The organism is Saccharopolyspora sp. NPDC049357, from assembly GCF_040677225.1.
GTDB lineage: Bacteria > Actinomycetota > Actinomycetes > Mycobacteriales > Pseudonocardiaceae > Saccharopolyspora.
This window is the reverse complement of sequence record NZ_JBFAQJ010000031.1, coordinates 1-26,207: the sequence shown is the minus strand read 5'-3', so window position 1 is coordinate 26,207 and position 26,207 is coordinate 1. Positions and strand designations below refer to the sequence as shown.

Genomic DNA, 26,207 nt, shown 5'->3' with positions numbered 1-26,207 from the left:
GAGCACGTGAGCGTTCTGGCTACCCCACTCCGGGTGCATGGCCGAACGCGGGGCGTGACACCTACGATGGCCTTCTCGATCACCGTTTCGGGTGCCTGAACGACCAAACCGAGTGCAGGAGGCTGGATTCTATGGACCAGAGACCCGATTGGCTGGCCGAAGGCGTCGACCTGGACAAGCCCAGCGCCGCCCGCTGCTACGACTTCTACTTAGGCGGCGCGCACAACTTCGCCGTGGACCGCGAACTCGGGAACAAGGTCCTGGACGTGGTGCCCAACGTCAAGGAGGTCGCGCTGAACAACCGCGCGTTCCTGCGCCGCGCGGTGCGCTACTGCCTCGACCAGGGCATCCGGCAGTTCCTCGACATCGGATCGGGAATCCCGACCGCAGGCAACGTGCACGAGATCGTGCACGCCGTGGACCCGCAGGCCCGCGTGGTCTACGTGGACAACGAGCCGGTCGCCGTCGCGCACAGCCGCTCGATCCTGAACGGCAACGAGAACGCCACGATCGTGCAGGCCGATCTGCGCGACGTCGACGACGTCCTGGAATCCCCGGAAACCCAGCGGCTGCTGGACTTCTCGCAACCGGTCGCGGTGATGATGGTGGCGCTGGTGCACTTCGTCCCCGAGAGCGCCAAGCCGCGGGAGATCATCGGCCGGTACCACGACAAGCTCGCCCCCGGCAGCCACCTGGGCTTCTCGCACGTCACCGGGGAGGAGTTCCCGGAAGGCGTGCAGGGCCTGGTCAAGCTCTACGAGAACAGCACCAACCCGGTCACCCTGCGCACCCGCGCCGAGGTCGCCGAGCTGGTCTCCGACTTCGAACTCGTCGATCCCGGCGTGGTCTACGTCTCCGAGTGGCACCCGGACTCGCCCGAGGACGTCGGCGAGCACCCCGAGGAGACCATCGTCTACGGCCTGGTGGGCCGCAAGGTCTGAGAGCCGTCGTCGTGCGAGGTCGTGGCGGGATCGCCAAACTGATCACCGACTTCACCCCGTCCGGGCCAGGACGCGGGTGCGATGCGACCGGCGACGCCGGGCAGAAGGTGTGAGCGATGCCTGAATCCGAGGGAGCCTCCGACGGGGAGGTCGAACGTCACCACGTGGTTGCGCAGTGGACGCGCGAGATCATCCACACCAGCTACGTGGCGATGGGCCGTCCCGAGATCGAGGCGTTCCTGGCGAAGTGCTTCGAGGACGTGCTCGCCGCCTGCGACGGACCGCTGGAGTCCGCGCGCCGGGTCGGTGCGCGCCTCGTCGACGTGCACTTCACCAACCCCGTCGTCGTGCACAAGACGCTCAACCACCTGGCCACTGCGCTGCCGGCCCACCGCGAGGTGGACCAGGCCAGGCTGGTCGACGTGCTCGGCGCGGTCGGATCGGGCTTCGCCGGGGCGCTGCGCGAGCAGACCCTCGACGAGCAGGAGATCATCAAGCAATCCGTGCTCGACGCCCGGGACGCCGCCGAGGAGGCGTTGCGGGCGTCGGAGGCGCGGTCGCGGGCGGTGTTCCTCTCCTCCGCCCTCGGGATCGCGATCGTCACCCTCGACGGCGTCATCGACCAGATCAACCCCTCCATGAACAGGATCTTCCGGCTCGGCAGCGAGTCGCTGGTGGGACGGACGATCTTCGACGTGGCCGACACGTCGTGGATCGGCGAGCTCGCAGCGGCCAACGCCGACCTGGTTCGCGGCGAGGTCGACCGCTACCAGCTGGAGATCCGCTTCACCGAGCAGCACGGCTCGCACATCTGGACCCAGCTGTCGGCCTCGCTGGTGCGCGACGCCAACGGGGCTCCCGACTACCTGGTGATGCTCTACGAGGACATCACCGACCGGCACATGCTCCAGGAGCAGTTCCGGCGCCAGGCCGTGCACGACCCGCTGACCGGGCTGCCCAACCGCACACAGCTGCAGACCAGCATGGAACGCGCGCTGGAACCGTCCACGCCGGGCCGCCGGGTCGGGCTGTGCTTCTTCGACCTCGACGGCTTCAAGGCGGTCAACGACAGCCTCGGGCACCCGGTCGGCGACCAGCTGCTGCGCGCGGTCGCGCAGCGCCTGCAGTCGCTGACCGCCGAGTTCGGCGCGCTGGCCGCGCGGATGGGCGGTGACGAGTTCGTGGTGCTGGTGCCCGACACCGACGGCGCCGCCGGACTGGTCGGGCAGGTGGAGAAGATGCTCGCCGAGGTCACCCGGCCGGCCCGCATCGGCGCGCACGAGCTGTCGGCCTCGGCCAGCGTCGGCATCGTCGAACGCCCGGTGATCGGCACCGACGCCGAGTCGCTGCTGAGCGACGCCGACATCACCCTCTACCGGGCCAAGCAGGACGGCCGCGCCCAGTGGGTGCTCTTCGACGCCGCGCTCAACGCCGAGGCCCGCGACCGCTTCCGGCTCTCGGCGGCCCTGCCCGCCGCCCTGGAGCAGGGGGAGCTGTTCGTCGAGTACGAGCCGATGCGGCTGCTGGACGACCGCTCGCTGTACGCGGCTGCCGCGGACATCCGCTGGGACCACCCGGATTTCGGGGAGCTCGGGCAGGAGTCGTTCCTCGACCTGGCCGAGGAGACCGGGCTGATCACCCGGCTCGGCAGCTGGGCGCTGGAGGAGGTGTGCAGGCACGCGGCGCGCTGGACGGAGCGCTTCGGCGAGCGCGCCCCGGTCGCGGCGATGAACCTCTCGCACCGTCACTGCCGCGACCCCGAGCTGGTCAACGACGTGCAGCGCATCCTGCGCGAGACTGGCCTGCCCGCGCGGTCGCTGGCGCTGGGCATGCCCGAGTCTGCGCTGTTCGACCACCAGGGCGACGCGGTGGACACCGTCGAGATCTTCGCCGAGATGGGCATCCGGCTGGTCGTCTACCAGTTCGGCGACGACTGCACGCGCGTCGCCCGGCTGCGCGGCCTGCCGCTGTTCGGGGTGCGCATCGACGGCCCGCACCTGGACGGGTTCGCCGACCCCGAGGGGCCCGACCCGCTGGACGAGCACCTGCTCGGCGCGACGACCGGAGCGGCCGAGCTGATGGACCTGCCGGTGGTCGCCGGAGGCGTCCACGACGAGCTGCAGGCCGAGCGGCTGCACGCCCTGGGAGTGCGCGCGGCGATCGGCCCGTTCGCAGGTGAGCGGGTGTCCGCCCTGGAGCTCGAAGAGCTCGTCGCCGAGCCCGAGTGAGCGGCTCTCGACCTGCCGCCAGCGGCGACGACGACCTGCGCGGCTCCCGCCGCCCGCACCGGCGAGCAAGGTCACCACTGGACCCCTCGTCAAGGGCGTGGGCTGGGGGTTAACGAATTGGTGGCCACCGATAGCATCGGGTGGCGAAGCGTGTCCGCGCCGGTGAACCGGCCCAGTCTAGGAGTGATCGTGTCCGTACAGCCTTCCCACGCCCAGCAAGCACCCCGGGTGAAGGTTCCGGCGGGCACTACCGCGGGCGCGGCCGTCGCCGAGGCGGGGCTGCCGTCGAAGGGCCCGGACGCGATCGTGGTGGTCCGCGACGCCGACGGCGACCTGCGCGACCTGGACTGGGCGCCGGAGTCCGACGTCGAGGTCGAGGCGGTCGCCGCTGAGACCGAGGACGGCCGCAGCGTCATCCGCCACTCCGCCGCGCACGTGCTCGCGCAGGCGGTGCATAACCTGTTCCCGGACGCCAAGCTGGGCATCGGCCCCCCGGTCAAGGACGGCTTCTACTACGACTTCGACGTCGACAAGCCGTTCACCCCGGAGGACCTGCAGGCGCTGGAGAAGCGCATGAAGCAGATCCTCAAGTCCGGCCAGAAGTTCTCCCGCCGCCGCCTGGACTCCGTCGAGGCCGCCAGGGAAGAGCTGGCGAACGAGCCGTACAAGCTGGAACTGGTCGACCTCAAGTCCGCTGACGACGCGGTGGACACCTCCGAGATCATGGAGGTCGGCGGCGGTGAGCTGACCGTCTACGACAACATCGACCGGCACGGCGAGCGCGTCTGGGGCGACCTGTGCCGCGGCCCGCACGTGCCGCACACCCGGTTCATCCCCGCGTTCAAGCTGATGCGCGTGGCCGCCGCCTACTGGCGCGGCGATCAGAGCAAGCAGCAGCTCCAGCGCGTCTACGGCACCGCGTGGGAGTCCAAGGAGAAGCTCGACGAGCACCTGGAGTGGATCGCCGAGGCCGAGCGCCGCGACCACCGCCGCCTCGGCGCCGAGCTGGACCTGTTCTCCTTCCCGGACGAGATCGGCTCCGGTCTGCCGGTGTTCCACCCCAAGGGCGGCGTCATCCGCCGCGAGCTGGAGGACTACTCCCGCAAGCGGCACGAGGAGGCGGACTACGAGTTCGTCAACACCCCGCACATCACCAAGGAGACGCTGTTCAAGACCTCCGGTCACCTCGACTGGTACAAGGACGGCATGTTCCCGGCGATGCACCTCGACGAGGAGCGCGACGCCAACGGTGAGCTGCGCAAGCCCGGGGTGGACTACTACCTCAAGCCGATGAACTGCCCGTTCCACAACCTGATCTTCCGCTCGCGCGGGCGCTCCTACCGCGAGCTGCCGCTGCGGCTGTTCGAGTTCGGGTCGGTCTACCGCTACGAGAAGTCCGGTGTGGTGCACGGCCTGACCCGCGTGCGCGGCATGACCCAGGACGACGCGCACATCTACTGCATGCCCGACCAGCTGCAGGACGAGCTCAAGTCGCTGCTGGGCTTCGTGCTGGACCTGCTGCGCGACTACGGCCTCGACGACTTCTACCTCGAGCTGTCCACCCGCAACGAGGAGAAGTACGTGGGTGACGACGAGAGCTGGGAGGTCGCCACCGAAGCGCTGCGCGAGGCCGCCGAATCCTCCGGGCTGGAGCTCGTCCCCGACCCGGGCGGTGCTGCCTTCTACGGCCCGAAGATCTCCGTGCAGGCCAAGGACGCGCTGGGCCGCAGCTGGCAGATGTCGACCATCCAGGTCGACTACCACCTGCCGGAGCTGTTCAACCTGGAGTACACCGGCCCGGACGGCGGCAAGCAGCGGCCGATCAAGATCCACCGCGCGCTGTTCGGCTCCATCGAGCGCTTCTTCGGCGTGCTCACCGAGCACTACGCGGGCGCGTTCCCGGCCTGGCTGGCGCCGGTGCAGGCGGTGGGCATCCCGATCGCCGACGAGCACGTCGAGCACCTGCAGAAGGTGCGTCAGGCGTTGCGCGCCAAGGGGATCCGGGTCGACATCGACACCAGCGACGACCGGATGCAGAAGAAGATCCGCAACCACACCACGCAGAAGGTCCCGTTCCTGCTGCTGGCCGGTGGCAAGGACGTCGAGGCCGACGCGGTGTCGTTCCGGTTCCGGGACGGCTCGCAGATCAACGGCGTCCCCGTCGACGACGCGGTCACCGCGCTGGTCGACTGGGTGCAGCGGCGCGAGAACGCCTCGCCGAACGCCGAGAACTTCGCCGGGGAGGCGTCATGAGCAGCACTCACCACTCCCGCGCTCGTGCGAGCCGACCGGAAGCGGGTGTCCAGCACGAGGCAGAGGGTCAGGCGTGAGCGGTTCCGAGGGCGTCGAGCTGACGCGGCAGGAGGGTGCGGGGGTCGACGACGCGCTGCAGCGTCTGTGGACCCCGCACCGGATGGTCTACATCCAGGGCGAGAACAAGCCGGACGGCGATGACAGCGATGGCTGCCCGTTCTGCCGGCTGCTCGATTCCGGTCAGCCCGACTCGGATTCGCTGATCGTGGCCCGCGGCGAGCTCGTGTTCGCGATCCTCAACCTGTACCCGTACAACCCGGGGCACCTGATGGTGCTGCCGTACCGGCACGTCGCGGACTACACCGAGCTCACCGCCGAGGAGACCATCGCGGTCGCCGAGTACACGCAGCGCGCGATGCGGGTGATCCGCAAGATCTCCGCGCCGCACGGCTTCAACATCGGCCTGAACCAGGGGCCGGTGGCCGGTGCCGGCATCGCCGCGCACCTGCACCAGCACGTGGTGCCGCGCTGGGGCGGCGACTCCAACTTCATGCCGGTCATCGGCCACACCAAGGTGCTGCCGCAGCTCCTAGGAGAAACCTGGAAACTACTGTCCGACGCCTGGGTTGAGTAGGACGGTTCTGCGGGCTCGTTCTGCGTGGCGGTGCGGGTAGCGGAACCTGACACGCCTTCTGGCTCCGGGATCCGCGACTTGAGTATGTCGAATACGCGGCGCTGCGGCTGTGCTCCCCAGAAGACGTGTCAGAACCCGCGGCGGTGCGAGTTGCTGGGGTGGTGAAGGAGAAAGCGACTTCGTCGCTTGTCAGAACGAGAAGAGCAGGACCGGGTTTGTGCCGGTCCTGCTCTTCTGCGTGAGGGGGATCAGGCGCGGAGCTGGGCTTCGATGTCCAGGGTGATGGTGATCTTCTCGCCGACGACGGCGCCGCCGGGCTGGCCGACGCCGAAGTCGGTGCGGTTGATGGTGGTGGTGGCCGAGATGCCCAGCAGGTTCTCGGAGAAGCCGTTGAGCTCGGCGGTGAGGGTGACCGGCTTGGTGACGCCCTTGAGCGTGAACTCACCGTCGATCAGGTAGTCCTCGCCGTCCTGGCGGATGCCGGTGGAGCGGAAGGTCGCGGTCGGGTGCTGCTCGGCGTCGAAGAAGTCGGCGCTGCGCACGTGGGCGTCGCGATCGGCGTTGCGGGTGTCGATCGACGAGACGTCGATGGTCGCCGTGACCGACGACTGCAGCGGGTCCTCGGCGGTGACGATCTCGGCGGAGAAGGAGCCGAAGCGACCCCGGGACTTGCCGACGCCCATGTGGCGCACCGAGAACAGGATGTCCGAGTGCACGGGGTCGATGTCCCAGGTGCCGGTGGTGTAGCCGGGGATCTGCGCGGTGGCCGTCATGGTCGCGTGCCTCCAAGAGTGTTGTTGGTGTGTGTTGCTCTCACCATGGCCCAACTAGGTTGAAGCTTCAACCATTCCTGGATGTGGCGGGGGTCACCTTCCGGTCCGGGAGATCGTCACACCAGCGGTCGGAGCCGATCCAGATCCGGTTAACCTGCAACAGCGCGCATCGTGCGCGGACGTCACTGCACACCACCGCTGGCACCTGAAGGCACATGCTCAACATCTTCGCGCGGGCGTCCCTGTCCCGGCTGACCAATCCGATCGGGCTGGGCCTGGTCCGCATCGGCCTGACGCCGAACGCGGTGACGGTCGTCGGGACCGTTGCCTCGGTGGTGTCGGCGCTGTGGTTCTTCCCGCGCGGTGAGCTGTTCGTCGGCACCGTGGTGACCGCGATCTTCCTGCTCTTCGACATCCTCGACGGCGCGATGGCGCGGGTCGGCGGTCGCGTCACCCGCTTCGGGGCAGTGCTGGACGCCAGCTGCGACCGCATCGTCGACGGCGTCCTGTTCGGATCGCTGGTCTGGTGGGCGCTGGTCGTCGACGTCGATCGGGATCGAGGCCTGGGCCTGCTGATCTGCCTGGCAGGAGCCCAGGTGATCTCCTACATCAAGGCCAGGGCCGAGGCCAACGGCCTCCGGGCCGACGGCGGCATCGCCGAGCGGGCCGAGCGCTTCCTGATCATCCTCACCGGCGCGGGCCTGCACGGGCTCGGCGTCCCCCACGTCCTGGACGTCGCCATCTGGCTCCTCGCGGCGCTGACCCTGATCACCATCGCCCAACGCCTCCACGCGGTCCACGTCTCCTCGAAGGCGTGACCGGGGCCGCGGAGCGTCGCCCTCACTTGGGCACGAGACCGTCCGGCACCGGTTCGTAGCTCTCGAAGTGCCGCGTGAAGGTCGCGCTGCCCGAGGTCAGGGAGCGGACGTTGACCGTGTAGCGGATCAGCTCGCTGGCCGGGACGTGCGCGCGCACGACCGTCCACCCGCCGTCCTCGGGCTCGGTGCCCACGACCTTGCCCCGGCGGCTCGACAGGTCCCCGAGGATCGCGCCCAGGTGCTCGTCGGGGATGTGCACGGCGACCTCGTCGACGGGTTCGAGCGTGGTCAGGCCCGCCTGCTCGGCCGCTGCCTTCACCCCCAGCGCACCGGCGGCCTGGAACGCGGCGTCGGAGGAGTCGACGCTGTGCGCCTTGCCGTCGACCAGCGTGACCCGGACGTCGACGATCGGGCAGCCCTCGGTGATGCCCTTCTCCAGCTGAGCGCGCACCCCCTTCTCGACGCTGGGGATGAACTGGCGCGGCACCGCACCGCCCACCACCTTCTCGGTGAACTCCACGCCGGAACCCGCGGGCAGCGGTTCGACCTCCAGGTCGCACACCGCGTACTGGCCGTGCCCGCCGGACTGCTTGACGTGCCGCCCGTGCCCCTTGGCCTGCTTGGTGAAGGTCTGCCGGAGCGCGACCCGCACCGGAACCGTGTCGACCTCCGCGCCGCCTTCGCGCAGTCGCTGCAGGACGACGTCGGCGTGCGCCTCGCCCATGCACCACAGGACCAGCTGGTGGGTCTCGCTGTCGCGTTCCAGGCGCAGGCTCGGGTCGGCGGCGATGAGCCGGTTGAGGTTGCGGGCCAGGGCGTCCTCGTCGCTGCGGTTGTGGGCGGTGACCGCGATCGGCAGCAGCGGTTCGGGCATCGGCCACGGGGTGAGCAGCAGCGGGTCGGACGGGTCGGAGAGCGTGTCACCGGTCTCCGCCGAGCCGACCTTGGTCAGCGCGCACAGGTCGCCCGCCACGCACTGCGGCACCTCTCGCAGGGTCGCTCCCAGCGGGGAGTACAGGTGGGCGACGCGTTCGTCCTCGTCGTGGTCGGGGTGGCCGCGTTCGGCCATGCCGTGCCCGGAGACGTGCACCGGGCGTTCGGGACGCATCGTGCCGGAGAAGACCCTGGCCAGCGAGACCCGTCCGACGTAGGAGTCGACGGAGGTGTGCACGACCTCGGCGGCCAGCGGCCCGTCCGGATCGGGCGTGAGCAGGCGCGGGTTGCCGCCCTGCGGGTCGGTGAACTCGGGCAGCTGGTGCTCCAGCGGCGAGGGGAAGCCGCGCCGGATCCCGTCGAGGACCTCGGGGATGCCGAGGCCGGTCAGCGCCGACACCGGCAGCACGGGGTGCAGTCCGCCGCGCGCCACCGCCGTCTCCAGGTCGCCGATCAGCGTGTCCTCGTCGATCTGCTCGCCCGCGAGGTAGCGGTCCATCAGCGATTCGTCCTCGCTCTCGGCGATGATCGCTTCGATCAGCTCACCGCGCGGCTGCTCCACCTCGGCGCGGAGGGCCTCGTCGGCGGGCCGGACCTCGCCGTTCTGGTAGATGCTCTCGGTGACCAGCCCGACCAGTCCGGTCGGCTCACCGCCTTCCAGGTGCGGCAGGTACAGCGGAAGGACGCCTTCTCCGAAGGCGTCCTGGCAGGTCAGCAGCGCGGTGTCGAAGTCGGCGCGCGGTTGGTCGAGCCGCGAGATGACCACCGCGCGCGGCATCCCCACCGCCGCGCACTCGTGCCAGATCGCACGGGTCGCCGCGTCGACGCCCTCGGTCGCGGCCACCACGAACAGCGCTGCGTCGGCAGCGCGCAGGCCCGCGCGCAGCTCGCCGACGAAATCGGCGTAGCCGGGCGTGTCGATCAGGTTGATCTTGGTGCCCCCGTGCTGGACCGGGGCGATGGACAGCGCGATGGAGCGCTGCTGGTCGATCGAGGCCGGTTCGTGGTCGCACACCGTGGTGCCCTCGGTGACCGCGCCGGGGCGGGGGATGGCTGAGGTGGCCTCCAGCAGGGCCTCGACGAGCGTGGTCTTGCCGGCCGCGGAAGGGCCGACCAGGACGACGTTGCGGATCTGAGCGGGATCTGAAGGGGCCGGTGCACCCGGCCCAGCCACTGTGCCGGCTTGTTTGCTTCCCATGGCGAGCTCCTGCGCTACCCGGACGGCCAGAGATGTGTCTCCGATCACACACCCGGTGGTGTGCTCGTGCAAGGCCGCGCCTGGGGGACCCGAGCGTGAAGTGGACTACTGAAATCGGGACTGAGTGGACCGTTGCGATGGTCCAGTTCGTGTCTAGGTTGGTTACGGGAACACCTCCGGAATGTGAAGGAAGATCAAAGTTGACTAGCGCAGCGGACACCGCTCCCACCGGCACGGACGGCGTGAAGCGGGGCATGGCCGAGATGCTCAAGGGCGGCGTGATCATGGACGTGGTCACCCCCGAGCAGGCCAAGATCGCCGAGCAGGCCGGAGCGGTCGCGGTCATGGCGCTCGAACGCGTGCCCGCCGACATCCGCGTGCAGGGCGGCGTGGCCCGGATGTCCGATCCGGACATGATCGAGGGAATCGTCAACTCGGTGTCCATCCCGGTGATGGCCAAGGCTCGCATCGGACACTTCGTCGAGGCCCAGGTGCTGCAGTCGCTCGGCGTCGACTACATCGACGAGTCCGAGGTGCTCACCCCCGCCGACGAGGTCAACCACATCAACAAGTGGGCCTTCACGGTGCCGTTCGTCTGCGGTGCGACCAACCTCGGCGAAGCGCTGCGCCGGATCGCCGAAGGCGCGTCGATGATCCGCTCCAAGGGAGAGGCCGGCACCGGCAACGTCGTCGAGGCCACCCGGCACATGCGCCAGATCCGCGCCGACATGCGCCGGCTGTCCACCCTGGAGGTCGACGAGCTCTACGTCGCCGCCAAGGAGCTGCGCGCACCGGTCGAGCTGGTCCGCGAGGTCGCGCGCACCGGTGAGCTGCCGGTCGTGCTGTTCACCGCGGGCGGCATCGCCACCCCCGCCGACGCGGCGATGATGCGTCAGCTCGGCGCCGAGGGCGTGTTCGTCGGCTCCGGCATCTTCAAGTCCGGCGACCCGGCCAAGCGCGCCGAGGCCATCGTCAAGGCCACCACCTTCTACGACGACCCGGACGTCCTCGCGAAGGTCTCGCGCGGTCTCGGCGAGGCCATGGTGGGCATCAACATCGACGACCTCTCCGACAAGGACCGCCTCGCCGGCCGCGGCTGGTGAGCTCCGGATCCGTCTTCCGCGGTCGTTTCGCTCGGCGGTGCGGGTAGCCGAACCTGAGACGCCGTCCGGACTCCGGACGACGTCTCAGGACCGGCACCGCTCGCACCTGTTCCAGGGGTAGGAGGGGCAACGATGGGTCAACCCGTCATCGGTGTTCTGGCTTTGCAAGGGGGAGTGGCCGAGCACCTGGCCGCGCTGGAGCGCGGCGGCGCGCGGGCGATCCCGGTCCGGCGGGTCGAGGAGCTCGACGCCGTCGACGGCATCGTGCTGCCCGGCGGTGAGTCGACCACCATGACCCGGCTGCTGGACACCTTCGAGCTTTACGAACCGCTGCGCGCGCGGCTGGCCGACGGCCTGCCCGCCTACGGCTCCTGCGCGGGAATGATCATGCTGGCCACCAGCGTTGACGACGACAGGGCCGCGGCGGTCCGCCCGCTGGGTGCGCTGGACGTCGTCGTGCGCCGGAACGCCTTCGGCAGGCAGGTCGACTCGTTCGAGACCGACCTCGACTTCCAGGGGATCTCCGACCCGATCCACGCGGTGTTCATCCGCGCGCCGTGGGTCGAGAAAATCGGCTCCGGCGTGTCGGTCCTGGCCACGGTGCCCGAGGGGCTCGACGACGCCACCGCCCCCGACGCCACCGAGCGCGAAGGCCTCGCCGGTAGGATCGTCGCGGTTCAGCAGGGAGCGGTGCTCGCCACGGCCTTCCACCCGGAACTGGTCGAGGGGGACGAGCGGGTGCACCGCTATTTCGTACGGATCGTCCGCGGGCGGTGATATCCCGTCGCGGGCGTGGAAAGACGGAGGAGAGATGAGCGGCCACTCCAAGTGGGCCACCACCAAGCACAAGAAGGCCGCCGTCGATGCCAAGCGCGGCAAGCTCTTCGCGAAGCTGATCAAGAACATCGAGGTCGCGGCCCGCACCGGCGGCGGTGACCCCGAGGGCAATCCGACCCTCTACGACGCGATCCAGAAGGCCAAGAAGAACTCGGTCCCGATGGACAACGTCGAGCGCGCGCGCAAGCGCGGAGGTGGCGAAGAGGCCGGCGGCGCCGACTGGCAGACGATCATGTACGAGGGCTACGGCCCCAACGGCGTCGCCGTGCTGGTGGAGTGCCTGACCGACAACCGCAACCGGGCGGCGGGCGAGGTCCGCACCGCCATGACCCGCAACGGCGGCTCGATGGCGGACGCGGGCTCGGTCGCGTACCTGTTCACCCGTCGCGGCGTGGTGCTGCTGCCGAAGAACGGCCTCAGCGAGGACGACGTGCTCGCGGCCGTCCTGGAGGCGGGCGCCGAGGAGATCAACGACCTCGGCGAGAGCTACGAGATCCTGTCCGACGCCTCGGACGTCGTCGACGTCCGCAAGGCGCTGCAGGCCGAAGGCATCGAGTACGACTCGGCGGAGACCAACTTCCTGGCCTCGGTCAACGTCGAGCTCGACGCCGAGGGCGCGCGCAAGATCTTCAAGCTGATCGACGCCCTCGAGGACTGCGACGACGTGCAGAACGTCTACGCGGCCTTCGACGTCAGCGACTCGGTCATGGCCGAGGTCAACGCCTGATCGCTGGTCTTCTGCTCGGCGGCGCGAGTTGCGGGGGTGGTTCTTCCGCCTCGCGGCTGCGCCGCTCGCACTCGGACCATCAAGTGCGCGAACCGCTCCCCTCGACGCCCGCGAAATGGGGCGTCGGCGGGAGCGGTTCTTGCGTTGACGTGCAGAATGGCGCCGTGGTCGACACCGATGAATCACTGCGCAAGTGGATGGTCAACACCGCGGAGCAGCACGGCGCCGCGGTCATGCACGTCGCCGGGGACGACAGCGGCCCGGCCTACGCCTTCTCCGTCGGCGCGTGGCGCCGCTTCGGCAAGCCCGAGGTCGTGGTGATCGGGCTTCCGCAGGAGGTCGCGCACTCGGTGGTCAACACCTACGTGCAGCGGGCGGGGCAGGGCGAGCGCTTCCAGCCCGGTCAGCTCTACGAGGGCTTCCTGCAGGGCTGCCCGGTGACCTTCGAGAAGGTCGCGCTCCAGCACTACCCGGAGTACCTCGGCTCGGCGTTCCTGGTCTACAACGGACCGGACTTCCCGGCGGTCCAGCTCATCGCGTCCAGCCCGGATGACGCCAAGTTCCCCTGGCAGCCCGATGCCCCCGGCGGCTTCCGCGAGTACCAGCCGATCCTCACAGACTCCGGCCTCCCCGAATCCTGGACCCCGGGCGTAAACGGCCCCTGACCTCGGACGCCCCCGCACCTCTCGAAGCTGGGCGCGCCGGGAATTCGAATTTCGCGCGAAATTTGAACGGGATCTTCGGGACTCGAATTTCGCGCGAAATTCGAGTACCCCACTCTCCCGGGTGATGGGGAGGGCGTGTCGGTTGTGGCGCGTGAGCCTGGGTTCGTTAGGGTTCGAACGAGTGTTCTTTCGGCTTGGTGGGTGGCGTCGTGCGCGTGTTGGGAGTCGACCCGGGGTTGACCCGTTGCGGGCTCGGCGTGGTCGACGGCGGCAAGGGGCGCTCGGTCGCGTGCGTGGCCGTCGGCGTGGCGCGCAGTCCGCAGGAGGACGAGCTCGCCTCGCGGCTGATGACCGTCTCCACCGAGGTCGAGCGGTGGATGGACCTCCACGAGCCGCAGGTCGTGGCCATCGAGCGGGTGTTCAGCCAGCACAACGTGCGCACCGTGATGGGAACCGCGCAGGTCTCCGGCGTGGTGGCGCTCGCGGCCGCGCGCCGCGGTCTGCCGGTCGCCTTCCACACGCCGAGCGAGGTCAAGGCCGCGATCAGCGGTTCCGGCCGGGCTGACAAGAAGCAGGTCACCACGATGATCACCAAGATCCTCGGGCTGGCCGAGGCGCCGAAACCGGCCGACGCCGCCGACGCGCTGGCCCTGGCCGTCTGCCACCTGTGGCGGGCGCCGATGATGGACCGGCTGGCGCAGGCGGAGGCGCGAGCCGCCGAAATGGCGCGCAACCACCGCGCGAAGCTCAAAGCGGCGCAGGAGAAGCGAGCGGGCCGGCAGAAGCAGGCCGCTCCCGACACAGGAGGCAAGACCCGATGATCTCCACGGTGCGCGGACCGGTGCTGTCGATCGGCCTCGACCACGCCGTGGTCGAGGTCGGTGGCGTCGGCATGGCGGTGCACGCCACCCCGTCCACCCTCGCCGGGCTGCGGCGAGGTGAGGAGACCCGGCTGTGGACCTCGCTGATCGTGCGCGAGGACTCGCTGACCCTCTACGGATTCGCCGACGCCGAGGCCCGCGACCTGTTCGGACTGCTGCAGACGGCCTCCGGCGTCGGTCCCCGGCTGGCCCTGGCGACCCTCGCGGTGCTCTCGCCGGAACAGCTGTGCACGGCCCTCGCCGACGGCAACCTCACCGTGCTCACCCAGGTCCCGGGCATCGGCAAGAAGAGCGCCGAGCGGCTGATCCTCGAACTGCGCGACAAGGTCGGCGTCGTCGCGGGAACCACGGTCGAACCGACGGCCACAGTCGACCGCGGCCGGGTCCGCAGCGAGGTCTCCGAGGCGCTGGTCGGGCTGGGCTTCTCCGCCAAGCAGGCCGACCAGACCGTGGAAGCCGTGCTGTCCAACGGCGGCGGCGACCTCGACACCTCCGCGGTGCTGCGCAAGGCGCTGGCCACCCTCGGGCCCAAGTGAGGTAGCCGATGTACGAGGAAGAGGACTGGTCGGCACCCGAGGACGCGGTCTCGCTCGCCCCGCACGAGGACGACGGCGAGGGCGACGTCGAGATGACGCTGCGCCCTCGCAAGCTCAGCGAGTTCGTCGGGCAGGCGCGCGTGCGCGAACAGCTCGAACTGGTCCTGCACGGCGCCCTGCGGCGCGGCGACCAGCCCGACCACGTGCTGTTCTCCGGTCCGCCCGGCCTGGGCAAGACCAGCCTGTCGATGATCATCGCCGCGGAGCTGGGCTCGGCCATACGCGTCACCTCCGGGCCCGCGCTGGAGAAGCCCGGTGATCTCGCGGCGATGCTGTCCAACCTCTCCGAGGGCGACGTGCTGTTCATCGACGAGATCCACCGGATCGCCCGCCCCGCCGAGGAGATGCTCTACCTGGCGATGGAGGACTTCCGCGTCGACATCGTCGTCGGCAAGGGGCCGGGCGCGACGAGCATCCCGCTCGAACTCGCGCCGTTCACGCTGGTCGGGGCCACCACCCGCTCCGGAGCGCTGACGGGCCCGCTGCGGGACCGGTTCGGCTTCACCGCGCACATGGAGTTCTACACCTCCGACGAACTCGATCAGGTGGTACGCCGCTCGGCGGGGATCCTGGGCGTGGACCTGCGCGACGACGGCGCCGCGGAGATCGCCGGCCGCTCCCGGGGCACGCCGCGCATCGCCAACCGGCTGCTGCGCCGGGTCCGCGACTACGCAGAGGTCCGCGCCGACGGTGCGGTGACCCGCGAGGTCGCGCGCGCCGCGCTGGAGGTCTACGACGTCGACGAGATGGGCCTGGACCGCCTGGACCGGGCGGTGCTGCGGGCGCTGATCAAGTCGTTCCACGGTGGTCCGGTGGGCATCTCCACGCTCGCGGTCGCCGTCGGCGAGGAGCCCACCACCGTGGAGGAGGTGTGCGAGCCGTACCTGGTCAGAGCCGGAATGCTGGCCCGCACCCCGCGAGGCCGGGTGGCCACCGCCGCCGCCTGGTTCCACCTGGGCATGACACCTCCGGCGAACGCTCCCGGCGAGGGTCCGCCCTCCCTTTTCGCGGAGTGACCCAATGGTGACAATCCGCCGTTACGGTGGCGGCGGACCAGCTGAATGCCACGCGTCAACCTGGCACTTTCGTTGACCTGGCAGACTGGGGCGAGAACATCCGAACAAACCGGGCGCGGACTCCGTTGGTTGGTCCTGTCGTGCGCCCGCTGAACGGAGCATGATGCAACTCCAATCCCTGATCCTGCCGCTGTTGATCGTCCTGCTGGCGGTGCCGCTGTTCCTGCAGGCCCGCAAGCAGAAGCGCGCGATGGCCGAGCAGCAGAAGCTGCAGAACTCGATCACCGCGGGCGACCGGGTGATGACGACCTCGGGCGTCTTCGGCACCGTCGTGTCGACCAGCGATGACACCATCGACATCGAGATCGCTCCGGGCATGACCACCACCTGGGTGCGTCAGGCCGTCCGCGAGAAGGTCGAGACCGAGGCCGCCGAGGCCCCGGCCGTCGAGGCTCCCGCCGAGGAGTCCGCGACCGAGGAGACCAAGGTCGAGGACAAGGCCGAGACCGAGGCCACCGAGTCGACGGAGAAGCAGAAGACCAGCTGACGCGCCTGGTCGACCCCGGTGACGGGTGCCGCACGACGGGCGCCCGCCGGGGACAGCGCGCCCTCATCGCGACGCGGGCATCGGAGCCGAACCACTCCGGGCCCGCGTCGCTGCCGTTCGGCCACCCCATGTAGTCGCGGCCCGGTCCGGGCCTGCGAGACTGGATGACGGAAAGTGGCGGTCGGTGGTGGCGAAGACCGCCACAAGATCGCATCGAACGGCGGAACCCGGGACAACCGGCGGTACGTTGTCGAGGGCGGAACCGCTCGCCGCTCGCGCTCTCGGCCCCGGCCGGGTCGCGCATCCGAACTGACCCTGAACAGGAGACCGACGCACCGTGGCACCTCCGGCCGGGCAGCTGCGCCCAGGGCGTTATCTCGCGATCTTCGCGCTGATCGTGATGGCGCTGTACGCACTGGTGTTCTTCACCGGTGATGGCAAGCCCAACCCGAAACTGGGCATCGACCTGCAGGGAGGAACGCGGGTCACGCTGACCGCGCGCACCCCGGACGGGCAGCCTCCCAGCAAGGAATCGCTGGACCAGGCGCGGCAGATCATCGAGACCCGCGTCAACGGCATGGGCATCGGCGGCTCCGAGGTGGCCCTCGACGGGTCGAACCTGATCATCACCGTGCCCGGTGAGGGCGGTGAAGAGGCCAAGCAGCTCGGGCAGACCGCGGAGCTGAACTTCCGCAAGGTCGCCCAGCAGCTCCCCGCCACCCAGCCCCCGGCACCGACGACGCCGCAGCAGGCGCAGCCGCCAGGCGACTCGACCCAGGCGATCGAAGCCGCGAAGGCGACGCGGCAGAGCACCGATCCGAACGTGCTGATGCAGGCCGCGCAAGCGCTGGACTGCAAGGCCGAGGACCCGCTGCGCGGCAACGAGGACCCGGCGCTGCCGCTGGTCTCCTGCGACCGGGAGCGCACGGCCAAGTACATCCTCGAGCCGGTCTTCCTGGAGGGCAAGGAGATCGCCGACTCGATGGCCCAGCCGCCGAACCCGCAGGGTGGCAGCCCGGGCTGGTCGGTCAGCCTGAACTTCAAGTCGGGCGGGGCCAAGACCTGGGCCGACTTCACCTCGGCCAACGTCGGCCAGCAGGCCGCGTTCGTGCTGGACGGCGAGGTCGTCTCCGCACCGTCGATCAACGAGCCGCTGCTGGGCGGCAACGCCAGCATCAGCGGCCAGTTCAACCAGCAGTCCGCCACGGACCTGGCCAACATCCTCAAGTACGGATCGCTGCCGCTGGCCTTCGACCAGTCCGAGGCCGAGACGGTCTCGGCGACGCTGGGCATCGCCTCGCTGGAAGCCGGTCTGATCGCCGGTGGCATCGGCCTGCTGCTGGTGGCCGTGTACTGCCTGGCCTACTACCGGCTGCTGGGCATCCTGACCGTGCTGTCGCTGGTGCTGTCCGGTGGCGTGGTCTACGGGGTGCTGGTGCTGCTCGGGCGGTGGATCGGGTTCACCTTGGACCTGGCCGGTGTCGCCGGGTTCATCGTGGCCATCGGCATCACCGCCGACTCGTTCATCGTGTTCTTCGAGAGGCTCAAGGACGAGATCCGCGAGGGTCGCACCTTCCGCTCCTCGGTGCCCCGGGCGTGGGTCCGGGCGCGGCGCACGATCCTGTCCGCCGACGCGGTCAGCTTCCTCGCCGCCGCGGTGCTCTACGTGCTGGCCGTCGGCCAGGTGAAGGGCTTCGCGTTCACCCTGGGCATGTCCACGGTGCTCGACCTCGTGGTGGTCTTCCTGGTCACCCACCCGCTGGTGGCGCTCGCTTCGAAGAACAAGTTCCTGTCCAAGCCGTCGGTCTCCGGGCTGGGCGCCGTGCAGCGCATCGGCAACCGGAACCGCGCCGCGCGCAAGGCCGCCGCGACCACCTCCAAGGAGGCGTGAAGGTGACGACTCCTTACACCGAAGGCGCCCAGAAGCGCGAGAGCGTCTTCCACCGGCTCTACACCGGTACCGGTGCCTTCGACATCGTCGGCAAGCGTTCCCGCTGGTACATCGCGCTCGGTCTGCTGGTGCTGGTGTGCATCGGCGCGATCGGGTTCAAGGGGTTCAACCTCGGCATCGACTTCGAGGGCGGCACCAAGATCGCCATGCCCGCGGTCGGCGCCCAGGGCCCGATCGAGACCGACGCGGTGCAGTCCGCGTTCAGCGACGCGGTCGGGCACCCGGCCGAGACGGTCCAGGTCGTGGGTGCCGGTGGGAACCAGAGCATTCAGATCAGGTCCTCGTCGCTGACGGTGGACCAGGTCCTCGAGGTCAAGCAGGAGATCTTCAACCAGACCCAGCCGCTGGACGGGACGGGCAAGCCCAGCCAGCAGGTGATCAGCGACAGCGCGGTCTCCGGCACCTGGGGCGGGGAGATCACCACCCAGGCGCTGCTCGCGCTCGGCGTGTTCCTCGTGCTGGTGACGATCTTCCTGGCGTTCTACTTCGAGAGGTGGATGGCGGTCGCGGCGCTCGTCGCGCTGCTGCACGACGTCGTGGTCACCGCCGGCATCTACTCGCTGGTGGGCTTCGAGGTCACGCCGAGCACCGTGATCGGTCTGCTGACGATCCTCGGGTTCTCGCTGTACGACACGGTGGTGGTCTTCGACAAGGTCAAGGAGAATACCCGCGGTCTGCTGAGCATGACCCGCCGCACCTACCCGGAGGCGGCGAACCTGGCGGTCAACCAGACGCTGATGCGCTCGATCAACACCTCGGTCATCGCGTTGCTGCCGGTGCTCGGCCTGCTCGTGGTCGGTGCCGGACTGCTCGGTGTCGGCGTGCTGCGCGACCTGGCGCTGGTGCAGATGGTCGGCATGATCGCCGGCGTCGTCTCCTCGATCTACATCGCCACGCCGCTGCTGGTGGACCTCAAGATGCGCGAGTCGAAGTACCGCTCGCACGCCAAGAAGGTCGAGCAGCGCCGGGCCAAGTCCGCCGCCCGCGAGGCGGGCGAGGAGGTCCCGGAGGAGCCCAAGCGACCGGTCACGGCCGGTGCGACGCGGCAGCAGCCCGCGGCGCGCCCGGCGGGCAAGGCCGCGCGGCCCAGCGGAAAGCGACGTCGTTGATGCCCGAGGAAGTCACCGCGGGCGTCGAAGTGGTGGACGGCGATGACGTCGCCCTCAAGAGCGCTGTCCGGCTGATCCGGGAGGTCCCCGACTTCCCGGAGCCGGGCGTGCTGTTCCGCGACATCAGCCCGATGCTCGCCGATCCGGCGGCGTTGCGGGCCATCACCGACGCGCTGGGCCGGGGCTTGGAGTTCGACGTCGTCGCCGGCGTGGAGGCCCGCGGCTTCCTGCTCGGCGCCGCCGTCGCCCAGGCGTTCGGCACCGGCGTGATCGGCCTGCGCAAGCCCGGCAAGCTGCCGGAGGTCGCCGACCGCATCTCCTACGAGCTGGAGTACGGCCACGCCACGCTGGAGCTGCCCGCCGACACGCTGAGTGCCGGACAGCGGGTCCTGGTCGTGGACGACGTGCTCGCCACCGGCGGCACCCTGGGTGCCGCGTGCCGGCTGATCCGCCAGGCGGGTGCCGAGGTCACCGCGGCCACGGTCGTGATGGAGCTCACCGCCCTGGAAGGCCGGGACAAGATCGTCGACGAGCACGTCCGAGCCCTGCTGCGATCCTGATCCGGACGCTGCCAACCAGCAGCGTCACAACGGACGGTGATCGGTTCGGCTGAATTCCCACGGTCATCTCGACTGCAGAAGGTGACCGTTGGGCGTATCAACCGCCACACCAGGGATGGGTCGTTGACCCGTCGGCGTTATTCTCAGTGTCCGGGTCCCCCGGACCTGGGACTAAGCAACGCCTGAGCCCGGGAGCGTGCGGTGAGCCACCACGTTGATTCTCCTGCCTCGGCAACCGATCCGGTTGCCGAGCCGCGTGCGACCTCGGCCACGCGCCGAGTCCGCGCCAGACTGGCGAGGAGGATCACCGCCCAGCGCGCCGCCCAGGTCAAGCAGGTCCTCGAACCGCTGGCCGTCGTCCACCGCGAACTGCACCCGCAAGCCGACCTGACGCTGCTGCAACGCGCCTACGACGTCGCCGAGGAGAAGCACCGCAGCCAGAAGCGCAAATCCGGTGACCCCTACATCACCCACCCGCTGGCCGTGGCCACGATCCTGGCCGAGCTCGGCATGGACACCACCACGCTGGTCGCCGGGCTGCTGCACGACACCGTCGAGGACACCGACTACTCGCTGGAGCGGCTCGGCTCCGACTTCGGTGACGAGGTCGCCCACCTGGTCGACGGCGTCACCAAGCTCGACAAGGTCAAGCTGGGCGCGGCCGCCGAGGCCGAGACGATCCGCAAGATGATCATCGCGATGGCCCGGGACCCGCGGGTGCTGGTGATCAAGCTGTCGGACCGGCTGCACAACATGCGCACCATGCGCTTCCTGCCGCCGGAGAAGCAGGCGCGCAAGGCCCGCGAGACCCTCGAAGTGCTCGCGCCGCTGGCGCACCGGCTCGGGATGGCCACGATCAAGTGGGAGCTGGAGGACCTGGCCTTCGCCATCCTGCAGCCCAAGAAGTACGACGAGATCGTGCGCCTGGTCGCCAACCGCGCCCCCTCGCGCGACACCTACCTGCGGACGGTGATCGACGAGCTGTCCACGCAGCTCGACGCCGCCCGGCTGGCTGCGAAGGTCGAGGGCAGGCCCAAGCACTACTACTCGATCCACCAGAAGATGATCGTCCGGGGCCGCGACTTCGACGACATCCACGACCTGGTGGGCGTGCGGATCCTGGTCGACGAGATCCGCGACTGCTACGCGGCGATGGGCGTGGTGCACGCGCTGTGGCAGCCCATGCCCGGCCGGTTCAAGGACTACATCGCCCAGCCGCGCTTCGGCGTCTACCAGTCGCTTCACACCACGGTCATCGGCCCGGAGGGCAAGCCCCTCGAAGTGCAGATCCGCACCCGCGAGATGCACCGGACCGCCGAGTACGGCATCGCCGCGCACTGGCGCTACAAGGAGACCAAGGGCCGCAACAGCGGCGGCGGCGTCGAGGTCGACGAGATGGCCTGGATGCGCCAGCTGCTGGACTGGCAGCGCGAGGCCGCCGACCCGGGCGAGTTCCTGGAGTCGCTGCGCTACGACCTGGCCACCCGCGAGATCTTCGTCTTCACGCCCAAGGGCGATGTGATCACGCTGCCGTCCGGCTCGACGCCGGTCGACTTCGCCTACGCCGTGCACACCGAGGTCGGGCACCGCTGCATCGGCTCGCGGGTCAACGGCCGGCTGGTGGCGCTGGAGCGCAAGCTGGAGAACGGCGAGGTCGTCGAGATCTTCACCTCCAAGGCGGAGGGGTCCGGCCCGAGCCGCGACTGGTTGTCGTTCGTCGCCTCGCCGCGCGCGAAGGCCAAGATCAAGCAGTGGTTCGCCAAGGAGCGCCGCGAAGAGGCCATCGAGTCCGGCAAGGAGCTGATCACCAAGGAGATCCGGCGGCTCGGACTCCCGGTGCAGCGCCTGGTCTCCGCCGAGGCGCTGGGCGCCGTCGCCCGCGAGCTGCACTACGTCGACGTCACCGCGCTCTACGCCGCGGTGGGGGAGAAGCAGCTCTCCGCGCAGCACCTCGTGCAGCAGCTGGTGGCGCACATCGGCGGACCCGAGCAGGCCGCCGACCAGATCGCCGAGCGCTCGACGCCGTCCACCTTGGAGGGTGGCGGAAAGCGGCGCAGCAGCGGCGATTCCGGCGTGGTGGTCAAGGACGCCGGCGACGTGTGGGCGAAGCTCGCCCGCTGCTGCACCCCGGTTCCCGGCGACGAGATCCTGGGCTTCGTCACCCGCGGCGGCTGGGTCAGCGTGCACCGCACCGACTGCACCAACGCCGACGACCTGCGCAAGACACCGGAACGCCTGGTGGAGGTGCACTGGGCGCCGTCGTCGTCCTCGGTGTTCCTGGTCGCCATCCAGGTCGAGGCCCTCGACCGGCACCGCCTGCTCTCCGACGTCACCAAGGTCCTCGCCGACGAGCGCGTCAACATCCTCTCGGCCTCGGTCACCACCTCGAAGGACCGCGTGGCGGTCAGCCGGTTCTCCTTCGAGATGGGCGACCCCAAGCACCTCGGCCACGTCCTCAAGGCGGTCCGCAACATCGAAGGCGTCTACGACGTCTACCGAGTCACCTCAGCCACCTGACCCTGCCCGAACCCGACCTGACCCGCCCGGACCACGGGATCCGACCGAGACCACCGGACCTGACCGGGACCGGGCGTGGTGTCCCGGGAAGCAGCCGTCCCACCTCCCCTGACCGGATTTCAATGGAAATCAGGTCCCCGATTTCAGTGGAACTCCGGTTCCCGATTTCCACTGAAATCCGGTCAACGCAGTGAAGAGGGGCACCGTTCCGGGTGGAACGGTGCCCCTCTTCGCGTAAGGTCCTCGCAGCGTCCGGGTCAGGCCTGGACGTTGACCTTGTTGAAGGTGACCTGCTTGTGCGGGTGGCCGCCGCCGGCGGAGGAGTCGAAGGCGCCGTCGTGGCCCGCGCGGGCGACGTCGTCGATGATCTTCAGGCCCTCGGGCGAGATCGTGCCGAAGACGGTGTAGTCCGGCGAGAGCTGCGCGTCGCCGAAGACCATGAAGAACTGGCTGCCGTTGGTGTTCGGGCCCGAGTTCGCCATCGCCAGGTAGCCGCGGCCGTACTTCAGCTCCGGGAACGTCTCGTCGTCGAAGGCGTAGCCGGGACCGCCGGAGCCCTGCCCGGTCGGGTCACCGCACTGCAGCATCTGCAGGCCCTCGGTGCTGATCCGGTGGCAGTTGGTGCCCTCGTAGAACGACTGCTTGGCCAGGCTGATGAAGCTGTTCACGGTGCAGGGGGCCAGCGAGCGGTCCAGGGTCAGCGGGATGTTGCCCTGGTTGGTCTCGATGGTGGCCTGCACGGTGCCCTTCGAGGACACCTCGCCGTTGGCCGGCGGCTGCACCGGCTTGCTCGCCTGGCCGTCCGGGCGGTAGGCGCACGAGACGGGATCGGCCAGCGGGGCCGGGCGGGCCGGCGGCGGAGCCAGCTCGGTCGGGATGTTGACCTGCGGCTGCGGCGGCTGCTGCTGGGCCGCGGGCTCGCCGTCGCTGCGGCTGAAGTAGAAGACGCCAACCACGATCGCGATGACCACCACGATCGTCGCCCCGATGGTGATCACCCGGCGTCGCTTGGCCTGCTCCTCACGGCGCTGCATCTGGCGCTCGAGCTTCCGTTTGGCCGCCTGGCGACGCTGCTCGTTGCTGGGCACTTGCTCCCCTCCCCGCACTCCATGATCTGATGTTGTGCAGCGGAGTTTATGAGGTGCCCCGGGACCGCTTCCTGAGAGCCCATGCCGGTGTGCGCAGGCGGATCGGCGGCGGACGATAATCTAGGGTTGCCATTCGGCTGCGCATCCTCGACGAAAGGCCCTTCTGACGTGCTTGTCCTCGGCTTCCCGGTAGGTCCGCTGCAGGCGAACTGCTACGTGCTGGCGCGCGGTGAGGGCGAAGCCTGCGTCGTCGTCGACCCCGGTCAGGACGCCGTCGAGCCGTTGAACGAGCAGCTGGCCAAGCACCGGCTCACGCCTGCCGCCGTGCTGCTGACGCACGGGCACTTCGACCACGTGCTCTCGGCCGCGCAGATCTGCGCCGAGCACGACGTGCCCGCCCACATCCACCCCGTCGACCGGTTCATGCTCGCCGACCCGGGCGCGGCGCTGGGGCCCGCGGGCCGCCAGCTCTTCGGCGACGGCATCAGCGGTGAGGAGCCCGCTGATGTCCGCGAGATCGCCGACGGCGACGTGTTGGAGCTGGCGGGGCTGCGCTTCGACGTCACGCACACCCCGGGCCATACCGGCGGGTCGGTGCTGTTCGGCGTCGGCACCGAGGAGGGCGGGCGGCTGCTGCTGTCCGGCGACACCCTCTTCGCCGGCGCCATCGGGCGCACCGATCTGCCCGGCGGCGACCACGGCGAGATGCTCGAGTCGCTGAGCACCCAGGTGCTGCCGCTGGACGACGAGACCGTCGTGCTGCCGGGCCACGGACCGACCACCACCATCGGGCGCGAGCGCGCGGGCAACCCGTTCCTGCAGGAACTGCCCGCCTCCGACGCCCACTGACGAGGACGAATCGCAAACCTGATGAGCACGTTCAACGCCCCCAAGGGCATCCCGGAGTACTTCCCGCCGGACTCGGCGGGCTTCCTCGCGGTGCGCGAGACCCTGGCCGACGCCGCGCGTCGCGCCGGGTACGGCTACGTCGAGCTGCCGCTGTTCGAGGAGACCGCGCTGTTCGCGCGCGGTGTCGGTGAGTCGACCGACGTGGTCAGCAAGGAGATGTACACCTTCGCCGACCGCGGTGGGCGTTCGGTGACGCTGCGCCCGGAGGGCACGGCCGGCGTGATGCGCTCGGTCATCGAGAACGGCCTCGACCGGGGCCAGCTGCCGGTGAAGCTGTACTACAGCGGCGCGTTCTTCCGCTACGAGCGCCCGCAGGCCGGCCGCTACCGGCAGCTGCAGCAGGTCGGCGTGGAGGCCATCGGCGTGGACGACCCGGCGCTGGACGCCGAGGTCATCGCGATCGCCGACGAGGGCTACCGGCGGCTGGGCCTGACCGGGCACCGCATCGAGCTGACCTCGCTGGGCGACGCCACCTGCCGTCCCACCTACCGCGCCAAGCTGCAGGAGTTCCTGCGCGGACTGCCGCTGGACGAGGACACGCAGCGACGCGCCGAGCTCAACCCGCTGCGGGTGCTCGACGACAAGCGCCCCGAGGTCCGCGAGATGGTCGCCGACGCGCCGCTGATGGTCGACCACCTCTCGGCAGAGGCCGAGGAGCACTACGAGTCGGTGAAGGCGCACCTGGTGGACCTGGGCGTGGAGTTCGTGGAGAACCCGCGGCTCGTGCGCGGCCTGGACTACTACACCAAGACGACCTTCGAGTTCGTCCACGACGGGCTCGGCGCGCAGTCCGGCATCGGCGGCGGTGGCCGCTACGACGGGCTGATGGCCGAGCTGGGCGGCCAGGAGCTGTCCGGCATCGGTTTTGGCCTCGGCGTGGACCGCACGTTGCTGGCCTGCCAGGCTGAGGGGTTGTCGGTCGGTGACCAGTCGCGGTGCGACGTCTACTGCGTGCCGATGGGCGAGGCGGCCAAGCGCAAGCTGGTCGCCGCCACCGGCGGGCTGCGCGCGCACGGCGTGCGGGTCGACATCGCCTACGGCGGCAAGGGCCTCAAGGGCGCGATGAAGGCCGCCGACCGCTCCGGCGCCCGCTTCGCGCTGGTGCTGGGCGAGCGCGACCTGGAGTCCGGCAGCGCGCAGCTCAAGGAGCTGGCCACCGGTGAGCAGCGCGCGGTGTCGCTGGAGTCGTTGGTCGACGACGTGCGTGCGGCGGTCGCGGAGAGCCGATGAGCGAAGTCGAGGCGGTGCCGCTGGATCTGCTGGACCGGCGCACCGTGCGGGTCCGGGCCCGCAACGTGGCGATCGCGGCGGTCATCGTGGCCGCCGCGTTCGGCGGAATCGTCAGCCTGTTCGCCGGGCCGGTCGGGTTCGTGACCACGCTGGTGATCGTCGCGGTTCCGCTGTTGCTGCTGGCCTGGACGGAGTCGCGCAAGACCATCACGCTGCGCGGGCACGAGGTCGTGGCCCGCGCCCTGGGCAGCCGGGTGGTGGACGTGCACAAGGCGACGCGGCTGGACCTGTTCGTCACCGACCTGCGCGGTGCCCGCACCATCAACGTGCTCATCGGTGGTGCGCCCAAGGGCAAGGCGATCAGCGTCTCGCTGGCCATGTACGCCGGGACCGGTGGCCGCGAGCTCGGCGTCTACGCGCTGCGCCGCCTCGCCGACGCGCTGGCGGGCAACGAGGACACGCGCGGCCTGGTGCTCTCCCAGCTGGTCATCGCCCAGCTCCGCGCGGAAGCCAGGGGAGAGGCCCCGCCGAACCGGCCGCTCTACCAGCTCGCGTCCCTCGCGCCTCAGGGCCGCATGGCCCAACGCCTCCAGCCGGAGGCGGTCTCCAAGTTCGTCGCTGTGGAACGCCATCGCCGACTCGGTGCGGATGCCCTTCGACCAGCAGGCGCAGGTGTTCCGGCAGTACGACGGG

Annotated in this window: 23 protein-coding genes; 20 read left to right on the top strand and 3 right to left on the bottom strand. The window is 69.9% G+C overall.

All coding sequences use genetic code 11. From position 1 onward, the window contains the following. Positions 1-131: 131 nt before the first annotated feature. From AB0J91_RS23385 to AB0J91_RS23370, 4 genes are all read left to right on the top strand, one after another. Positions 132-941 carry an SAM-dependent methyltransferase gene (locus tag AB0J91_RS23385; RefSeq protein ID WP_363872441.1) on the top strand — a complete coding sequence of 270 codons (810 nt, stop codon included), beginning with the start codon at positions 132-134 and terminating at the stop codon, positions 939-941. Positions 942-1,057: 116 nt separating this feature from the next. After that, positions 1,058-3,169: a diguanylate cyclase gene (locus AB0J91_RS23380; protein WP_363872438.1), complete on the top strand. Its 2,112-nt coding sequence runs from the start codon at positions 1,058-1,060 to the stop codon at positions 3,167-3,169. A gap of 228 nt (positions 3,170-3,397) precedes the next feature. After that, positions 3,398-5,422, top strand: a complete 2,025-nt coding sequence (gene thrS / locus AB0J91_RS23375; protein ID WP_363872572.1) for a threonine--tRNA ligase — start codon at positions 3,398-3,400, stop codon at positions 5,420-5,422. A gap of 160 nt (positions 5,423-5,582) precedes the next feature. Continuing rightward, entirely contained in the window at positions 5,583-6,056 is a 474-nt protein-coding gene (locus AB0J91_RS23370) for an HIT domain-containing protein (RefSeq protein ID WP_363872569.1), read from the top strand. Positions 6,057-6,304: 248 nt separating this feature from the next. Here the strand turns inward: AB0J91_RS23370 and AB0J91_RS23365 are convergent, their stop codons facing one another. After that, the gene (locus tag AB0J91_RS23365; protein WP_363872434.1) at positions 6,305-6,829 is read right to left on the bottom strand and encodes a YceI family protein; all 525 of its coding nucleotides are present in this window, start codon (positions 6,827-6,829) and stop codon (positions 6,305-6,307) included. Positions 6,830-7,044: 215 nt separating this feature from the next. Between AB0J91_RS23365 and pgsA the strand changes: the two genes are divergently transcribed. Then, positions 7,045-7,647, top strand: coding sequence for a phosphatidylinositol phosphate synthase (gene pgsA, locus AB0J91_RS23360; RefSeq protein WP_363872431.1), 603 nt, complete (start codon positions 7,045-7,047; stop codon positions 7,645-7,647). Positions 7,648-7,669: 22 nt separating this feature from the next. On the opposite strand, the gene AB0J91_RS23355 is transcribed toward pgsA, so the two are convergent. After that, entirely contained in the window at positions 7,670-9,778 is a 2,109-nt protein-coding gene (locus AB0J91_RS23355; RefSeq protein ID WP_363872428.1) for an elongation factor G-like protein EF-G2, read from the bottom strand. Between the two features lie 200 nt (positions 9,779-9,978). Between AB0J91_RS23355 and pdxS the strand changes: the two genes are divergently transcribed. The 12 genes from pdxS (at position 9,979) to AB0J91_RS23295 (ending at position 22,287) form a co-directional block, all read left to right on the top strand. Continuing rightward, on the top strand, positions 9,979-10,881 hold the full coding sequence (gene pdxS / locus AB0J91_RS23350; RefSeq protein ID WP_363794996.1) for a pyridoxal 5'-phosphate synthase lyase subunit PdxS: 903 nt from the start codon (positions 9,979-9,981) through the stop codon (positions 10,879-10,881). Between the two features lie 132 nt (positions 10,882-11,013). Continuing rightward, positions 11,014-11,658, top strand: coding sequence for a pyridoxal 5'-phosphate synthase glutaminase subunit PdxT (pdxT, locus tag AB0J91_RS23345; protein ID WP_363872425.1), 645 nt, complete (start codon positions 11,014-11,016; stop codon positions 11,656-11,658). A 34-nt stretch (positions 11,659-11,692) separates the two neighbouring features. After that, positions 11,693-12,445, top strand: coding sequence for a YebC/PmpR family DNA-binding transcriptional regulator (locus AB0J91_RS23340; protein ID WP_363795000.1), 753 nt, complete (start codon positions 11,693-11,695; stop codon positions 12,443-12,445). 197 nt (positions 12,446-12,642) lie between these two features. After that, the gene (locus AB0J91_RS23335) at positions 12,643-13,110 is read left to right on the top strand and encodes a DUF4262 domain-containing protein (RefSeq protein WP_363872566.1); all 468 of its coding nucleotides are present in this window, start codon (positions 12,643-12,645) and stop codon (positions 13,108-13,110) included. 209 nt (positions 13,111-13,319) lie between these two features. Further along, positions 13,320-13,931, top strand: a complete 612-nt coding sequence (gene ruvC, locus AB0J91_RS23330) for a crossover junction endodeoxyribonuclease RuvC (RefSeq protein WP_363795002.1) — start codon at positions 13,320-13,322, stop codon at positions 13,929-13,931. After that, positions 13,928-14,527, top strand: a complete 600-nt coding sequence (gene ruvA / locus AB0J91_RS23325) for a Holliday junction branch migration protein RuvA (RefSeq protein ID WP_132685582.1) — start codon at positions 13,928-13,930, stop codon at positions 14,525-14,527. Before ruvC ends, ruvA begins: the two co-directional genes overlap by 4 nt. Before the next feature lie 8 nt (positions 14,528-14,535). Then, the gene (gene ruvB / locus AB0J91_RS23320) at positions 14,536-15,603 is read left to right on the top strand and encodes a Holliday junction branch migration DNA helicase RuvB (protein WP_132685583.1); all 1,068 of its coding nucleotides are present in this window, start codon (positions 14,536-14,538) and stop codon (positions 15,601-15,603) included. 163 nt (positions 15,604-15,766) lie between these two features. Further along, positions 15,767-16,150: a preprotein translocase subunit YajC gene (yajC, locus tag AB0J91_RS23315; RefSeq protein ID WP_363872420.1), complete on the top strand. Its 384-nt coding sequence runs from the start codon at positions 15,767-15,769 to the stop codon at positions 16,148-16,150. A gap of 337 nt (positions 16,151-16,487) precedes the next feature. After that, complete coding sequence (gene secD, locus AB0J91_RS23310) at positions 16,488-18,041, top strand: protein translocase subunit SecD (RefSeq protein WP_363872417.1); 1,554 nt, start codon at positions 16,488-16,490, stop codon at positions 18,039-18,041. Further along, the gene (gene secF, locus AB0J91_RS23305; protein WP_363872414.1) at positions 18,038-19,210 is read left to right on the top strand and encodes a protein translocase subunit SecF; all 1,173 of its coding nucleotides are present in this window, start codon (positions 18,038-18,040) and stop codon (positions 19,208-19,210) included. The genes secD and secF overlap by 4 nt, the downstream gene beginning before the upstream one ends. Next, a complete protein-coding gene (locus tag AB0J91_RS23300) occupies positions 19,210-19,770 on the top strand; it encodes an adenine phosphoribosyltransferase (protein ID WP_363872411.1) in 561 nt (186 codons plus the stop codon). Before secF ends, AB0J91_RS23300 begins: the two co-directional genes overlap by 1 nt. Before the next feature lie 201 nt (positions 19,771-19,971). Next, positions 19,972-22,287, top strand: coding sequence for a bifunctional (p)ppGpp synthetase/guanosine-3',5'-bis(diphosphate) 3'-pyrophosphohydrolase (locus AB0J91_RS23295; RefSeq protein WP_363795015.1), 2,316 nt, complete (start codon positions 19,972-19,974; stop codon positions 22,285-22,287). 257 nt (positions 22,288-22,544) lie between these two features. Here AB0J91_RS23295 and AB0J91_RS23290 read toward each other — a convergent pair whose 3' ends face one another. Continuing rightward, a complete protein-coding gene (locus tag AB0J91_RS23290; RefSeq protein WP_363872409.1) occupies positions 22,545-23,375 on the bottom strand; it encodes a peptidylprolyl isomerase in 831 nt (276 codons plus the stop codon). Between the two features lie 168 nt (positions 23,376-23,543). On the opposite strand from AB0J91_RS23290, the gene AB0J91_RS23285 reads away from it, so the two are divergent. The 3 genes from AB0J91_RS23285 to AB0J91_RS23275 form a co-directional block, all read left to right on the top strand. Further along, positions 23,544-24,224 (top strand): MBL fold metallo-hydrolase, encoded by a 681-nt coding sequence (locus tag AB0J91_RS23285; protein WP_363872406.1) that lies wholly within the window; start codon positions 23,544-23,546, stop codon positions 24,222-24,224. Between the two features lie 21 nt (positions 24,225-24,245). After that, positions 24,246-25,514 carry a histidine--tRNA ligase gene (gene hisS / locus AB0J91_RS23280; RefSeq protein WP_363872403.1) on the top strand — a complete coding sequence of 423 codons (1,269 nt, stop codon included), beginning with the start codon at positions 24,246-24,248 and terminating at the stop codon, positions 25,512-25,514. Then, a partial coding sequence (locus AB0J91_RS23275) for a hypothetical protein (protein WP_363872400.1) occupies positions 25,511-26,207 on the top strand: 697 nt, incomplete at its 3' end. The genes hisS and AB0J91_RS23275, both read left to right, overlap by 4 nt.

Coding starts and splice junctions, on each gene's coding strand:
- pgsA (WP_363872431.1), top strand. CDS start 7,045: ATGCTCAACATCTTCGCGCGGGCGTCCCTGTCCCGGCTGACCAATCCG.
- AB0J91_RS23370 (WP_363872569.1), top strand. CDS start 5,583: ATGGTCTACATCCAGGGCGAGAACAAGCCGGACGGCGATGACAGCGAT.
- AB0J91_RS23355 (WP_363872428.1), bottom strand. CDS start 9,778: ATGGGAAGCAAACAAGCCGGCACAGTGGCTGGGCCGGGTGCACCGGCC.
- AB0J91_RS23300 (WP_363872411.1), top strand. CDS start 19,210: ATGCCCGAGGAAGTCACCGCGGGCGTCGAAGTGGTGGACGGCGATGAC.
- hisS (WP_363872403.1), top strand. CDS start 24,246: ATGAGCACGTTCAACGCCCCCAAGGGCATCCCGGAGTACTTCCCGCCG.
- AB0J91_RS23365 (WP_363872434.1), bottom strand. CDS start 6,829: ATGACGGCCACCGCGCAGATCCCCGGCTACACCACCGGCACCTGGGAC.
- AB0J91_RS23335 (WP_363872566.1), top strand. CDS start 12,643: ATGGTCAACACCGCGGAGCAGCACGGCGCCGCGGTCATGCACGTCGCC.
- ruvA (WP_132685582.1), top strand. CDS start 13,928: ATGATCTCCACGGTGCGCGGACCGGTGCTGTCGATCGGCCTCGACCAC.
- ruvB (WP_132685583.1), top strand. CDS start 14,536: ATGTACGAGGAAGAGGACTGGTCGGCACCCGAGGACGCGGTCTCGCTC.
- yajC (WP_363872420.1), top strand. CDS start 15,767: ATGCAACTCCAATCCCTGATCCTGCCGCTGTTGATCGTCCTGCTGGCG.
- AB0J91_RS23385 (WP_363872441.1), top strand. CDS start 132: ATGGACCAGAGACCCGATTGGCTGGCCGAAGGCGTCGACCTGGACAAG.
- AB0J91_RS23340 (WP_363795000.1), top strand. CDS start 11,693: ATGAGCGGCCACTCCAAGTGGGCCACCACCAAGCACAAGAAGGCCGCC.
- AB0J91_RS23380 (WP_363872438.1), top strand. CDS start 1,058: ATGCCTGAATCCGAGGGAGCCTCCGACGGGGAGGTCGAACGTCACCAC.
- pdxT (WP_363872425.1), top strand. CDS start 11,014: ATGGGTCAACCCGTCATCGGTGTTCTGGCTTTGCAAGGGGGAGTGGCC.